This window comes from Streptomyces sp. 4F14 (genome assembly GCF_048159485.1).
Classification (GTDB): Bacteria; Actinomycetota; Actinomycetes; order Streptomycetales; family Streptomycetaceae; genus Streptomyces.
Genome location: NZ_JBLRVY010000023.1, coordinates 90,262 through 102,946, shown reverse-complemented (window position 1 = coordinate 102,946; position 12,685 = coordinate 90,262). Strand labels below are relative to the sequence as shown.

At 72.4% G+C, this 12,685-nt stretch carries 10 protein-coding genes and 1 pseudogene; 8 read left to right on the top strand and 3 right to left on the bottom strand.

Annotated features, from left to right (window positions below; all coding sequences use genetic code 11):
* Positions 1-159 precede the first annotated feature (159 nt).
* Positions 160-1,044 carry a helix-turn-helix domain-containing protein gene (locus ACLZOT_RS33400; protein WP_416972868.1) on the top strand — a complete coding sequence of 295 codons (885 nt, stop codon included), beginning with the start codon at positions 160-162 and terminating at the stop codon, positions 1,042-1,044.
* On the top strand, positions 1,041-1,283 hold the full coding sequence (locus tag ACLZOT_RS33395) for a DUF397 domain-containing protein (protein WP_416972867.1): 243 nt from the start codon (positions 1,041-1,043) through the stop codon (positions 1,281-1,283). Before ACLZOT_RS33400 ends, ACLZOT_RS33395 begins: the two co-directional genes overlap by 4 nt.
* Before the next feature lie 16 nt (positions 1,284-1,299).
* Here ACLZOT_RS33395 and ACLZOT_RS33390 read toward each other — a convergent pair whose 3' ends face one another.
* Positions 1,300-1,881: a hypothetical protein gene (locus ACLZOT_RS33390; RefSeq protein ID WP_416972866.1), complete on the bottom strand. Its 582-nt coding sequence runs from the start codon at positions 1,879-1,881 to the stop codon at positions 1,300-1,302.
* 125 nt (positions 1,882-2,006) lie between these two features.
* Between ACLZOT_RS33390 and ACLZOT_RS33385 the strand changes: the two genes are divergently transcribed.
* A complete protein-coding gene (locus tag ACLZOT_RS33385) occupies positions 2,007-3,176 on the top strand; it encodes an ROK family transcriptional regulator (RefSeq protein ID WP_416972865.1) in 1,170 nt (389 codons plus the stop codon).
* Positions 3,177-3,441: 265 nt separating this feature from the next.
* Here ACLZOT_RS33385 and ACLZOT_RS33380 read toward each other — a convergent pair whose 3' ends face one another.
* Positions 3,442-4,197, bottom strand: a complete 756-nt coding sequence (locus ACLZOT_RS33380) for a GntR family transcriptional regulator (protein ID WP_416972864.1) — start codon at positions 4,195-4,197, stop codon at positions 3,442-3,444.
* A gap of 235 nt (positions 4,198-4,432) precedes the next feature.
* Here ACLZOT_RS33380 and ACLZOT_RS33375 point away from each other — a divergent pair, with 235 nt between their 5' ends.
* On the top strand, positions 4,433-5,263 hold the full coding sequence (locus ACLZOT_RS33375) for an alpha/beta fold hydrolase (protein WP_416972863.1): 831 nt from the start codon (positions 4,433-4,435) through the stop codon (positions 5,261-5,263).
* Here the strand turns inward: ACLZOT_RS33375 and ACLZOT_RS33370 are convergent.
* Positions 5,234-6,146 (bottom strand): annotated as a pseudogene (locus ACLZOT_RS33370) (EamA family transporter). The gene ACLZOT_RS33375 and the pseudogene ACLZOT_RS33370 sit on opposite strands and share 30 nt — an antisense overlap.
* A gap of 47 nt (positions 6,147-6,193) precedes the next feature.
* Between ACLZOT_RS33370 and ACLZOT_RS33365 the strand changes: the two are divergent.
* The 4 genes from ACLZOT_RS33365 (at position 6,194) to ACLZOT_RS33350 (ending at position 12,663) form a co-directional block, all read left to right on the top strand.
* On the top strand, positions 6,194-7,654 hold the full coding sequence (locus ACLZOT_RS33365; RefSeq protein ID WP_416972862.1) for a PLP-dependent aminotransferase family protein: 1,461 nt from the start codon (positions 6,194-6,196) through the stop codon (positions 7,652-7,654).
* 131 nt (positions 7,655-7,785) lie between these two features.
* On the top strand, positions 7,786-9,372 hold the full coding sequence (locus ACLZOT_RS33360; protein ID WP_416972861.1) for an alkaline phosphatase D family protein: 1,587 nt from the start codon (positions 7,786-7,788) through the stop codon (positions 9,370-9,372).
* A gap of 173 nt (positions 9,373-9,545) precedes the next feature.
* On the top strand, positions 9,546-10,772 hold the full coding sequence (locus tag ACLZOT_RS33355; RefSeq protein WP_416972860.1) for a GNAT family N-acetyltransferase: 1,227 nt from the start codon (positions 9,546-9,548) through the stop codon (positions 10,770-10,772).
* Between the two features lie 202 nt (positions 10,773-10,974).
* Positions 10,975-12,663: a DUF885 domain-containing protein gene (locus ACLZOT_RS33350; protein ID WP_416972859.1), complete on the top strand. Its 1,689-nt coding sequence runs from the start codon at positions 10,975-10,977 to the stop codon at positions 12,661-12,663.
* The last annotated feature ends 22 nt before the right edge of the window (positions 12,664-12,685 follow it).

Here is a 12,685-nt window from a genome sequence, read left to right as displayed (position 1 = left end):
GCCAAGGTGGAGGGCGCGCGGGGGCGCGTTCCAGACCTGAGGCCCGTACGCTGCGTCAGCGTACGGGGGCAATCCGTAGACGGTACGCGGGTGTTGCCGTCACCCTGGGCGGGTCGATCGCGGGGAACAGCGCACGTACAGACCCGGAGGTGGCCGCGTATGACCGACGGTGCGGAGATCTTGGACGACGAGGAGGACGGGGACGGGGTGGAGGCGGTCGACGATCACGAGCGTGAACCCGATCCCTCCGACAGTCTGAAGACGTTCGGGGCTGTCGTCCAGGGTCTGCGGGAGCATCAGGGGCTCAGCAGGGAACAATTCGGCTCGATCATCGGGTACTCCAAACACACGGTGGAATCAGTGGAGTTGGGGAGGCGGATGCCGGATGAGAGGTTCGTGGACAGGGCGGAGGAGGCGCTCGGGAACACGGGGGCACTGCGAAGGGCGGCACCGTTCCTGACGCGGGGTGAGACCGGGTTGGCGGTGTGGTTCAGGAAGTGGGCGCGGCTGGAGAAGAAGGCGGTGAGCCTCTACACGTACGAATGCCGGACGGTGCCGGGGCTGTTGCAGTCGGAGCCGTACGCGCGGACCGTGTTCGGCAACAGTCTCCCTCCACTGTCGGATGGGCAGATCGAGGAGCAGGTCGAGGCTCGGTTGGAGCGTCAGCAACTGCTGTACACCCGGCCGAATGTCCCCTTCAGCTTCATCGTCGAGGAGCACCTCTACCGACGGCGACTGGGCGGGGTGGAGGTGACACGGAGCCTGCTCGACATGGCGCTAGAGCTGAGTTCCTTGCGCAATGTGACGCTCCAACTCATGCCGCTGGAGTCTGAGTTCCACGCGTGCCTGGATGGGCCTCTGCGCCTTCTGGAAAATCCGACGCGGAGGCGGCTCGCGTACTCCGAAGGCCAAAAGAACGGCCGCCTGATCAGCGAACCGAAGGAGGTGAGCCCTCTCTACCAGCGCTATGACACACTGCGCTCGCAGGCCCTGAACCCGAAGGAATCGCGGGGTCTGTTGGAGCGACTGCGAGGAGAGCTATGAGCACCACGGAACTCGCCTGGTTCAAGTCCAGCTACAGCGGGACGCAGGGTGATAGCTGCGTTGAGGTTGCGGCGTGGTTCAAGTCCAGCTACAGCGGCACTGAGGGCGACGACTGCGTCGAGGTCGCCATCGCCCAACAGGCCATCTCCGTGCGGGACTCCAAAGACGTGACCCGCCCCCACTTCTCCGTCGGCCGTACCGGCTGGAAGCACTTCGTGGGGTTCGTGTCGGAGGCGTGAACCCGGCTCGCGTCCGTCAGTTGGCCAGCGCCGTCCGCAGGACGTGGGCCACCTTGACGGACGCGATGTCCTTGAGACTGTGACCGTCCGCCAGGTCGCTGTACTCCCCGAACTCCCCCGTGTCCGCATCGGACTTGCCGGGCGCGAGGTGGACCGCGTTGATGTACGCCTGCCCCACGTACTCGCCGCCCTTGTCGAAGGCGTTGACGATCGCAACGTAGTTCGCGTGCTCGTCACCTTCGTTCGTGATCTTGTACGTGAACTCGTAACTGCTGTCCGCGTAGCAGTCGTTGTAGCCGTACTCGTCGGTGTCGTCGCACTTCTCCCCGGCGTCGAGGTTGTCGTTCGTCCTCTCCACGAACTTCCCGCCGGAGACCTCGACATGACTCAACGCGTCGCCGTCGCCCTTCAGCGTCCACCAGGCGACGCCACCACCGACGAGCAGCGCGGCGACGGCGCCGACGGCTATCAAGGCCCGCTTGTCCAGGCCCCGTCGCGGGGTGACCGGGGGCTGTGGCGGAAGGTCGGGGGCATGGAACTCGACCTCGGAGATGGCGGAGCCGAGGGTCTCGGGTCTTTCGGGGGTGTTGTCGGTCATCAGGTTCCTTCGGGGTTTCCTCGCCGTTGGCCACGGCTGCGCTGCCGATGAAGCGTACGGTCGATGACGCGTCCCCCACCTCCGAGTACGATCCGCCCACACTCGACTTGCCTGGGAGGACGCGCGTGGGGCGGCTCATCGGTGGGGATCCGTCGTTGTTGCGGCGGATCAACTCCGCGGTGGTGCTGCACGCGCTGCGTGCGGCGGAGCGGGCGACGTTGACGGAGGTCACGCGGGTGACCGGGCTGTCGCGGCCGACGGTCGAGGGGGTCGTGGAGGATCTGATCGAGGCGGGGCTGGTCGTCGAGGAGGCGGCCGATGTGACGGTCGTACGGCGCCAGGGGCGGCCGGCCCGGCGGTTCCGGTTCCGGGCGGAGGCCGGGTATCTGCTGGGGCTGGACATCGGGGCGCACCGGGTGTCGGCGGTCGTGGCGGACCTGGACGGGCGGGTGCTGGGGGCGCAGAGCAAGGAGGTCGCGGAGGCGGCGCCCGCCGACGAGCGGCTGGAGCGGGCGCGTACGGCTGTCGCGGAGCTGCTGCGGCGGGCCGGGGTGCCGCGCAGCGCGCTCAGGGCAGTCGGCGTGGGGACGCCGGGGATCGTGGAGGCGGACGGGACCGTGCGGCTGTGCGCCGCGCTGCCCGAGTGGACCGGGCTGCGGCTGGGTGAGCGGCTCAGCCGGTCGTTCAAGTGCCCGGTGCTGGTGGAGAACGACGCGAACGCCGCGGCCGTCGCCGAGCACTGGAAGGGCGCCGCCGTCGACTCCGACGACGTGGTGCTGGTCCTCGCGGGGCTGAGCCCGGGGGCCGGGTCGCTGATCGGAGGGCGGCTGCATCGCGGGTACGGCGGGGCGGCGGGGGAGATCGGGGCGCTGCACCTGCTGGGGCGCGAGGTCACGCCCGAGGCGCTGCTCTCCACGACCGGCGTGCCGCTGTCCCCTCAGGACCATCAGGCGGCCACGGCGGTCTTCACGCGCGCGGGGGACGGCGATCCCGGCGCCTGCGCGGCCGTCGACCGGTTCTTCCGGCGGCTCGTCCACGATGTCGCCGCGCTCGTCCTCGCGCTGGATCCCGAGCTGGTCGTCGTCGGCGGGGCCACGAGCGGACTCGGCGACCTCCTCGACCCGCTGCGCGACGAACTCGCCCGCTACTGCCTGCGGCCGCCGCGGGTCACGCTCTCCTCCCTGGGAGAGGCGGCTGTGGCGATGGGGGCGCTGCGGCTTGCTCTGGACCATGTGGACCAGCAGTTGTTCGCGGTGGAGGGGACGGTGACGGGGCGGCAGGGGTTGGGGTGGTGAGGCGAAGGGACGGGGGTGCACGGGTCGGAGGGGACGGGAGCGGCAGCGGCAGCGGCAGCGGCAGCGGCAGCGGCAGCGGCAGCGGCAGCGGCAGCGGCGAGGTGCCCCGGCCCGCTTGGCTTGTCGGGGAAACGGGCAGCGCTCCGGGAAAGTTCCCGCGCACCCCTCCGGCTTACGCCGCCTCCCTCGCTCGACGCCAGGGCGCCCCGCCGCAGGGGCACCCGGCCCGGCAATGCCGCCGAACGGCCGGGCGCCCCGCGTCGGCTCAGGAAACCCTCTCCCCTTCCTCGATCTCCACCCCGCCCGACGCCCCGAACGTCAGGCGGCACGTGTCAGCGCGGTACGTCGCGACCGAGAGCGCGGCTAGGCGGTCGGCGGTCGTGAAGTGCGTGGTGACGACCAGGACGGGAGCCCCCGGCAGCCGGTCGAGCTGCTTCGCGTCGTCCGCGCGCGCGGAACCGAGTTCCACGGAGCGGTTCTGGGCGGTGAGGTCCAGGTGGTGGAGTTCGCGGAGCAGCGCACGCGCGCGGGCGGGACCGGAGAGGTTGTCGGTGGGCGGGAGCGCGGGGACGGAGGTCTCCGGCACGTAGAGGAGTTCCGCGGCCACCGGCTGCCCGTGCGAGACGCGTGAGCGCCGGACGACGTGGACGGCGAGCCCGCGCGGGAGCGCGAGGGCGGTGGAGACGGCCGGCGGGGGCGCGGTCAGGTCGCTGTCGACGGGCTGCCAGGTGTCGTCACCGGCGTCCGGCCAGGACGTGCCCTCGGGGCCGACATCGACGCCCACGCGCGGGGGCGCGACGGTGGTGCCGACGCCCCGGCGGCGGTGGAGCCGCCCCTCCAGTTCGAGTTGTTCCAGTGCCTGCCGGAGCGTCGCGCGGGCCACGCCGAAACGGGCCGCGAGTTCGCGCTCGTTGGGCAGCACCTCCCCCACCGTGAACTCCGAGTCGAGTGCTTCGCTGAGCACTGTCCGCAGATGCCAGTACTTCGGTTCCGGCACCGTTTCCAGCTGCGTGGTCCCCACCCTGTCCTCCACCCCGCCCCGTGGTTCAGGCCCTTTACGCGCCCTTGTTTATTAAAGGTTGTTTCACTTGTCAGCGACCATAGGGCGGCCCCCAACCTTGGTCAATACCAATGGGAGAAACCGCTTTCGGCCAGGTGTGGACCGGAAAACCGAACCAGGGGCTACCCGTCGGTAGCAACAACTGACAAGCTGTCTACGGAGTTTCACCGCCGCGTTCCAGACGAGGAGCATCCGCATGTCAGCCACCGTCTCCTTCAAAGTGCCTTCCGCGCGCGGACCGCAACCCGTGACCGTCTCGTACGCGCGCGTGGGACACGGCGAACCGCTCCTCCTCCTGCACGGCATCGGGCACCACCGCCAGGCGTGGGACCCGGTGATCGACATCCTGGCGACCGAACGGGACGTCGTCGCGGTGGACCTTCCCGGCTTCGGCGCGTCCCCGGGGCTCCCGGAGGGACTCCCGTACGACCTCCCGACGACGACGGCCGTCTTCGCGGCGCTCTGCGAGGCCCTGGACCTCGACCGCCCGCACGTGGCGGGCAACTCCCTCGGCGGCCTGATCGCCCTGGAGCTGGGCCGCGAGCGCCTCGTACGGTCCGTCACGGCGCTGGCCCCCGCCGGTTTCTGGTCCGAGGCGGAGCGGCGTTACGCGTTCACCGTGCTGCTGACGATGCGCCGTATCGCGCGCGGGATGCCGCTGCCGCTGGTGGAGCGCCTGTCCCGGTCGGCGGCCGGCCGCACTGCCCTGACGAGCACCATCTACGCCCGCCCCGCGCGCCGTTCGCCGGAGGCGGTGGTCGCCGAGACGCTCGCCCTGACCGGCGCGACCGGCTTCGACGCGACCCTGCGCGCGGGCGGCGCGGTCCAGTTCACGGACGACGTACGGGACGTCCCGGTGACGATCGCCTGGGGCACCCGGGACCGCGTACTCCTGCGGCGTCAGGGCGTCCGCGCGAAACACGTCATCCCCCAGGCCCGGTTGATCCGTCTCCCCGGCTGCGGTCACGTGCCGATGCCGGACGACCCGGCGCTGGTGTCACGGGTGATCCTGGACGGGAGCCGCTGAGGGCTCGCCAGCGCCCCCAGGCGCCCTCCTGAGCGCCCCCGACCCCACCGCCACCCCGAGACCCACCAGCGCGCTCCCCAGCCCCTGAGCGGCCCCGTAGGAGCCCGCGCCGACGACAGGCGCGGTTCCCGCGGCGGCGACCGGGATCAGCCCGGAGAAGAGCGTCGCCCGCTCGGCCCCCAGCACCCGCAGCCCCCGGTACCAGCACACGAACCCCACGACGGTCACCACCACGGCCTGCCACAGCAGCGCGACCGCCTCACCCCCGTCCGGCCACCGCACCCACGCGCCCCCGTCGACGATCAGCCCCAGCCCCGCCGACTCGACCGCCGCCACCCCGCACACCGTCGCCGACGTCAACACCGGCCCCAGCACCCGCAGCACCGGCGTCGCCAGCACCGCGAACCCCACCTCACCGACCAGCGCGAGCCCCGAGTAGGCGAGCCCGGCGCCGTCGGTACGCCCCCACCCCTGCACGACGAACGCGCCCCCGGCCACCAGCAACGCCCCGAACAGGCGAGGGCGCCTCCCCTCCAGGAGCGGCACCAGTACGGCGACGACGACCGGCGCGCACCCGACGAACACCCCGGGGACGGCCGGTTCGGCGGAGCGCTCCGCCGCGAGGACGGCCAGGTTGAAGCCGACCATGCCGACGCCCGACAGCAGCGCCACGCGCAGCCACTGACGCAGGCCCAGCAGCCGCAGGCGCTCGCGCGCCGCGCCGGGCGAGGGGCGCGAGCAGCAGGAAGGCGAGGCCGTAGCGCAGGGCCTGCCCGCCCGCGTACGGGTAGTCGCCCAGGACGCTGTTGGCGGTGAAGGAGGCCCCGACGAGGAGGCAGGCGAGCGCGGCGAAGAGCGCGCCGCGCGCGTAAGCGGCGTTCATGGACGGGACGTTAGGGACGGCGGCGGCCCGCATTAAGGTCCACTTCCATGGCGTCATCGGGGACCAATCCGTGGGAGGTGCTCCGGCCTGTGGCCGACGCTCCCGCGCGCACGCGGGGACGGGCGTTGCAGGAGGCGCTGCGGGAGGCGATCCGCGCGGGGCGGCTGGCTCCCGGGACGCGGCTGCCGTCCAGCAGGGACCTCGCCGCCGATCTGGGGGTGTCGCGGGGGCTGGTGACCGAGGCGTACGAGCAGTTGACCGCCGAGAGCTACCTGCGCAGCGGGCGCGGCGCGGGGACCTGGGTCGGGGACGCGGTCCGCGCGGCGGCGCCCCGCGCGCGGGACCGTGCGCCGCGTACGCGGGACGCCCGCGCCGACTTCGTGCCCGGCTCGCCCGACCTGTCGCTGTTCCCGCGCGCCGCCTGGGCCGCCGCCCAGCGTGCCGTGCTCGCCGAACTCCCCCACCGGGACCTCGGCTACCCCGACCCGCGCGGCCTGCCCCGCCTGCGCACCGCCCTCGCCGCGCTGCTGACCCGGCGCCGGGGCGTGGCCGCCGATCCGGAGCGGCTCGTCGTCGTCTCCGGCGTCGCGCAGGCCCTCGCGCTGCTCGGCGGCGCCCTGCACGCGCGCGGGATCCGCGAGGTCGGCGTCGAGGACCCGGGGAGCCCGCCGCACGCCGAGCTGTACGCCGCCGCGGGCCTGGACGTCGTACCGCTGCCCCTGGACGGCGAAGGGCTCGCGCTCGGGCCGCTGCGTCGCGCGCGGGTGCGGACGGTCGTCACCACGCCGGCCCACCAGTTCCCGACCGGCATCGCGTACGCGCCCCGGCGGCGCGCGGAGCTTCTGGAGTGGGCGCGCGCGGTGGACGGGTTCGTGCTGGAGGACGACTACGACGGGGACTTCCGCTACGACCGGGACCCCGTCGGCGCGCTCCAGGGGCTCGACCCCGAGCGCGTCGTCTACACCGGGTCGGTCAGCAAGTCCCTCGCGCCCGGACTGCGTCTGGGCTGGCTGCTGCTCCCCGAGGCGCTCGCCGAGGACGTCACCGAGCGCAAGCGCACCGCCGACCTCGGGCATCCCGCCCTCGACCAGGCCCTCTTCGCCCGCTTCGTCGAACAGGGCGACTACGACCGCCATCTGCGCCGCTGCGGGCGTGCCTACCGGGAACGCCGGGACGCCCTCGTCTCGTCCCTCGCGGACCACTTCCCCGGCACCGAGGTCTCCGGCATCGCCGCCGGGCTGCACGTCATCGCGACACTCCCGGAGCGGTACGGGCCCGAGGGGCGGTTCCTGGAACGGGTCGCGCGGGCGGGGGTGGCGGTGCGGGGGCTGGAGGAGTATCAGCACGCGCGCGGGGACGACGATCCCGGCCTCGCCCCCTCAGCGTCGTCCACGCGCGCACGCGTACGGAGCGACGTACGCCCCCGTCTCGTCCTCGGCTACGCCCACCTCACGCCGGGACGGATCCGTACCGGCGTCGCGCTGATGGCGCGGGCCGCCGGGGAGTGACGTATCCCACCGGCACCCCAAGCCATTCCCCCGTACGCCCCGTTGTTCACCCGCCATTCGCGAACCCGTCCTCCGCCCCCAGTAGGTCTGACTGTGCACACCGGCCCCTTCCCCTTCCCGGAGGCCCTCTCATGCCGTCGTTCTCCTCTCCCAGCCGCCGCGGCGTCCTGCGCGGTTCGCTCGCCGCCTCGGCGGCGCTGTCCCTGCCCGGTGCCCTGGGTGCCGCGCCCGCGTTCGCCCTGTCGGGGCGGCCGAGCGCGGGGTGGGGGGTGCAGACGGGCGACGTCGGCGCGCACTCGGGGCTGGTGTGGGTGCGGTCGGACCGGCCCGCGCGGATGGTCGTGGAGACGGCGGCGACCGAGTCGTTCCGTAACGCGCGGCGCTGGTACGGGCCGCTGCTGGGCGCCGGGACGGACTTCACCGGCACGACCCGGCTGCACGGGCTGCCGTCCGGCGAGCAGATCCACTACCGGGTACTGCTCGCGGACCCGGACGACCCGCACCGTACGGGCGAGCCGGTGGCCGGGACGTTCCGGACGGTGTCCGAGAAGCGGCGCAAGGACGTGAAGTTCCTGTGGTCGGGCGACCTGGCCGGGCAGGGCTGGGGCATCAACCAGGACATCGGCGGCTACCGCATCTACGACGCGATGGCGAAGCTGGACCCGGACTTCTTCCTGTGCAGCGGCGACAACATCTACGCGGACGGGCCGATCGCGGCGACGCAGGCGCTGCCCGGCGGCCGGGTGTACCGCAACCTGGTGACCGAGGAGAAGGCGAAGGTCGCCGAGACGCTCGCCGAGTACCGGGGGAACTTCCGCTACAACCTGCTGGACGAGAACCTGCGCCGGTTCAACGCGCAGGTGCCGTCGATCATCCAGTGGGACGACCACGAGGTCCGCAACAACTGGTACCCGGGCGAGGTGATCACCGACTCGGACCCGCGCTACACGGAGAAGAGCGTGGACGTGCTCGCCTCGCGCGCGCGTAGGGCGTTCAGCGAGTACTTCCCCGTCTCGACGCTGGCGCCGGGCGCGCGGGAGGGCCGGGTGCAGCGGGTACTGCGGCACGGTCCGCTGCTGGACGTGTTCGTGCTGGACATGCGCACGTACCGCAACGCGAACTCGACGGACGTCCAGACGACCGACCCGCAGGGCATCCTGGGCCGCGAGCAGCTGGAGTGGCTGAAGCGGGAACTGGCGTGCTCGCGCGCGGTGTGGAAGGTGATCGCCGCCGACATGCCGCTCGGGCTCGTCGTGCCGGACCCGATGGAGAACAGGCCGAACTTCGAGGCCGTCGCGCAGGGCGACCCGGGCAAGCCGCTGGGGCGCGAACTCCAGATCGCGGAGCTGCTGCGGTTCATCAAGCACCGGCGGATCACCGGGACGGTGTGGCTGACGGCAGACGTGCACCACACCTCGGCGCAGCACTACCAGCCGTCGCGGGCGGCGTTCAAGGACTTCGAGCCGTTCTGGGAGTTCGTCTCCGGGCCGCTCAACGCGGGTGCGTTTCCGGCCAATGATCTGGACGGCACGTTCGGCCCCGAGCGGGTGTTCGTCAAGGCGCCGACGACCGCGAACGTCTCCCCGGCCGACGGGTACCAGTTCTTCGGCGAGGTCGACATCGACGGCGACAGCGGGGAGTTGACGGTCCGGCTGCGCGAGGCGGACGGAACTGTCCTGTACACGCGGGTACTTGAGCCGGGACGTGTCGGCCAGTAGGGCGCGGGTCCCGTAGGCTCGACGGTGTGCCGCGTACCGGCGTCATCCCCCGGTGCGCGGTGTCCCGCTCTGGCGTGAAATGGCCGTTCTGAGCCGAAAAACCGAAATGAGCTTTTACTCATCGGTCACAGTACGTTCGTGATCACGCAACACCGTTCCTGCACAGTGGATGCATGACTCAGAAGACGACTGTCGTCACCCGTTCCGTCGCGGCCCTCCGGGCGGCCCTGCACACGTGGCGATCACACGGCCACGACCCCGCCCCACCGGGAAGTGATACCGGCCCCCGGCCGCCCGCCGGGGACACCGACGCCTTCGCGAGCACGCTGTGGCGCATGCGGACGACCGTGCGGGACGCGCCCGGTTCGCTGGCCGCGCTGTGCGCCGCGCTCGCCGGGCACCAGGTGGACATCCTGAGCCTCCAGACGCACCCGCTGGGCCTGGAGACGGTCGACGAGTTCCTGCTGCGCGCGCCGGGCTCGTCGAGCGCCGCCGAGATCACCCACGCGGTCGCGGCGGCCGGCGGCACCTCGACGTGGATCGAGCGGGCCGACGCCCACGACCTGGTCGACGCGCCCACCCGGGTCCTCGGCCTCGCCACCCGTACCGCCCTGGACGCGGCGGAACTCCCCCTCGCGCTGCGGCAGTTGCTGGGCCGGTGCGCGATCCGTTCGCTGCCCGGCGCGCACGGCGTACCGGCCGAAGGGGTCCTGGAGGAGACAGTGCTGCGCCTGCGGGCGCCGGAAGGCGGAGTGATCACCGTGGAGCGGCCGTACCTGCCGTTCACCCCGACCGAGTTCGCGCGCGCCCGCGCGCTGGTCGAACTCGACGCCCGGCTCGGCCCCCGCGTGCCGCGCGGCCTCGACGTCCTGACGCTCCCGGAGGGCGCCGACATCACCGTCGGCCGCGCCGACCAGGCCGACCTGGAGGCCGCGAAGGCGATGCACGAGCGGTGCTCGGCGCAGACCCTCACGATGCGCTACCACGGGCCCGTCAACGACGCCGACCGCTACCTGAACCACCTCCTGAGCCCCCGCTTCGGCCGCACCCTCGCCGTGCGCACCGCCTCCGGCCGCGTCGTCGGCCTCGGCCACCTGCTGTGGGACGGCGACGAGACCGAGGTCGCGCTCCTCGTCGAGGACGGCTGGCAGGGCCGCGGCATCGGCGGCGAACTGCTGCGCAGGCTGGTGCGGATGGCCGTCGAGGCGGGCGGCGAGAGCGTGTACGCGGTGACCCGGTCCGGGAACACGGCGATGGTCGCGGCGATGCGGTCGCTGGGCCTGCCGCTCGACTACCAGATCGAGGAGGGCACCCTCGTCATCACGGCCCGCCTCGACGGGGTGACCCCGGAGACGCTGCCGTTCGAGGTGCGGGCACAGGAGCGGATCGGGCGGGAGTAGGGGGACGGGGTGGGCTGCTTCACGTACGGGGTCGGCGGGTGCGGATCTCTCGACGTACGGGGTCGACGCGGCCGGGGTTCCTCACGCACGACCCGGCTCCGGCTCGGCTCCGGCTCGGCTCTCGGCGAAATCCGGCCGCCCCCGCCCGGCTCCCGCGCGATCCGGGCTGACGCCGCACCGCTGTCTGTATGACGATGTCCGCATGTCAGAGACGAACAGCCCGCTGCCCCGCGAGGTCGCCGACGCGTATGTCGACGGTCTCATCGCCCTCGATCCGGTCACCGGTACCTACCTCGGCGCGAAGGAGAGTTCGAGCCGGATGCCGGACCTCTCGCCCGCCGGACAGGAGGAGTTGGCGGATCTCGCGCGCCGGACGCTGGCCGCGCTGGACGAGGCGGAGCGCAGGCCCGGTGCGGACAGCGACGTGGAGCGGCGGTGCGCGCGGCTGCTGCGGGAGCGGCTGAGTGCCGAACTCGCCGTCCACGACGCCGGGGAGGGGCTGCGTTCGGTCGGCAACCTGGGGACGCCCGCGCAGCACGTGCGCGAGGTGTTCACGGTGACCCCGGCCGACACCGACGAGGACTGGGCGGCGATCGCCGAGCGGCTGCGGGCCGTACCGCAGGCGCTGCGCGGCTACCGCGAGTCCCTCGAACTCGGCCTGGAGCGCAAGCTGTTCGCAGCCCCGAGGCCGACGGCGACGTTCGTCGAGCAGCTCGGCGAGTGGGCCGACACGGGTGAGGGCAAGGGCTGGTTCGAGGACTTCGCGGCGTCCGGCCCCGACCCGCTGCGCGCCGAACTCGACGCCGCAGCACGGGAGTCGACCGCAGCGGTCGTCCAACTCCGGGACTGGATGCGGGAGGTGTACGCTCCGGCGATCGAGGACGCCCCGAACGTCGTCGGCCGTGACCGGTACGCGCGCCTGTCGCGCTACTACAACGGCACCGACCTCGACCTGGACGAGGCGTACGCGTACGGCTGGGCCGAATACCACCGTCTCCTGGGCGAGATGAGGAAGGAGGCCGAGAAGATCCTCCCCGGCGCCGCGACCCCGTGGACGGCGCTCGCGCACCTCGACGAGCACGGCCGGCACATCGAGGGCGTCGACGAGGTCCGCGACTGGCTCCAGAGCGTGATGGACCGCGCGATCGAGTCCCTGGACGGCACGCACTTCGAACTCGCCGAGCGGGTACGGAAGGTGGAGTCGCGGATCGCCCCGCCGGGCAGCGCGGCGGCCCCGTACTACACGGGCCCCTCGGAGGACTTCTCGCGTCCGGGCCGCACCTGGCTCCCGACGATGGGTCAGACCCGGTTCCCCGTCTACGACTTGGTGTCGACCTGGTACCACGAGGGCGTCCCCGGCCACCACTTGCAGCTCGCGCAGTGGGTGCACGTCGCCGAGAACCTCTCCCGCTACCAGGCGACCGTCGGCATCGTCAGCGCCAACGCCGAGGGCTGGGCCCTGTACGCGGAGCGCCTGATGGACGAACTCGGCTTCCTGGCCGACGCGGAGGAGCGCCTCGGCTACCTGGACGCGCAGATGATGCGCGCGGTCCGCGTCATCATCGACATCGGCATGCACCTGGAGCTGGAGATCCCGGCGGACTCCCCGTTCCACCCCGGCGAGCGCTGGACGCCCGAGCTCGGCGAGGAGTTCTTCCTCGCCCACAGCAGCCGCCCGGCCGACTTCGTGGTCAGCGAACTCACCCGCTACCTGACGATCCCCGGCCAGGCGATCGGCTACAAACTCGGCGAGCGGGCCTGGCTGCTCGGCCGCGAGAAGGCCCGCGAACGCCACGGCGACGCCTTCGACCTGAAGGCGTGGCACATGGCCGCCCTGTCCCAGGGCTCGCTGGGCCTGGACGACCTGGTGGACGAACTCGCGGCGCTGTAAGGCTTCTCGGGTGCCCTCTCCG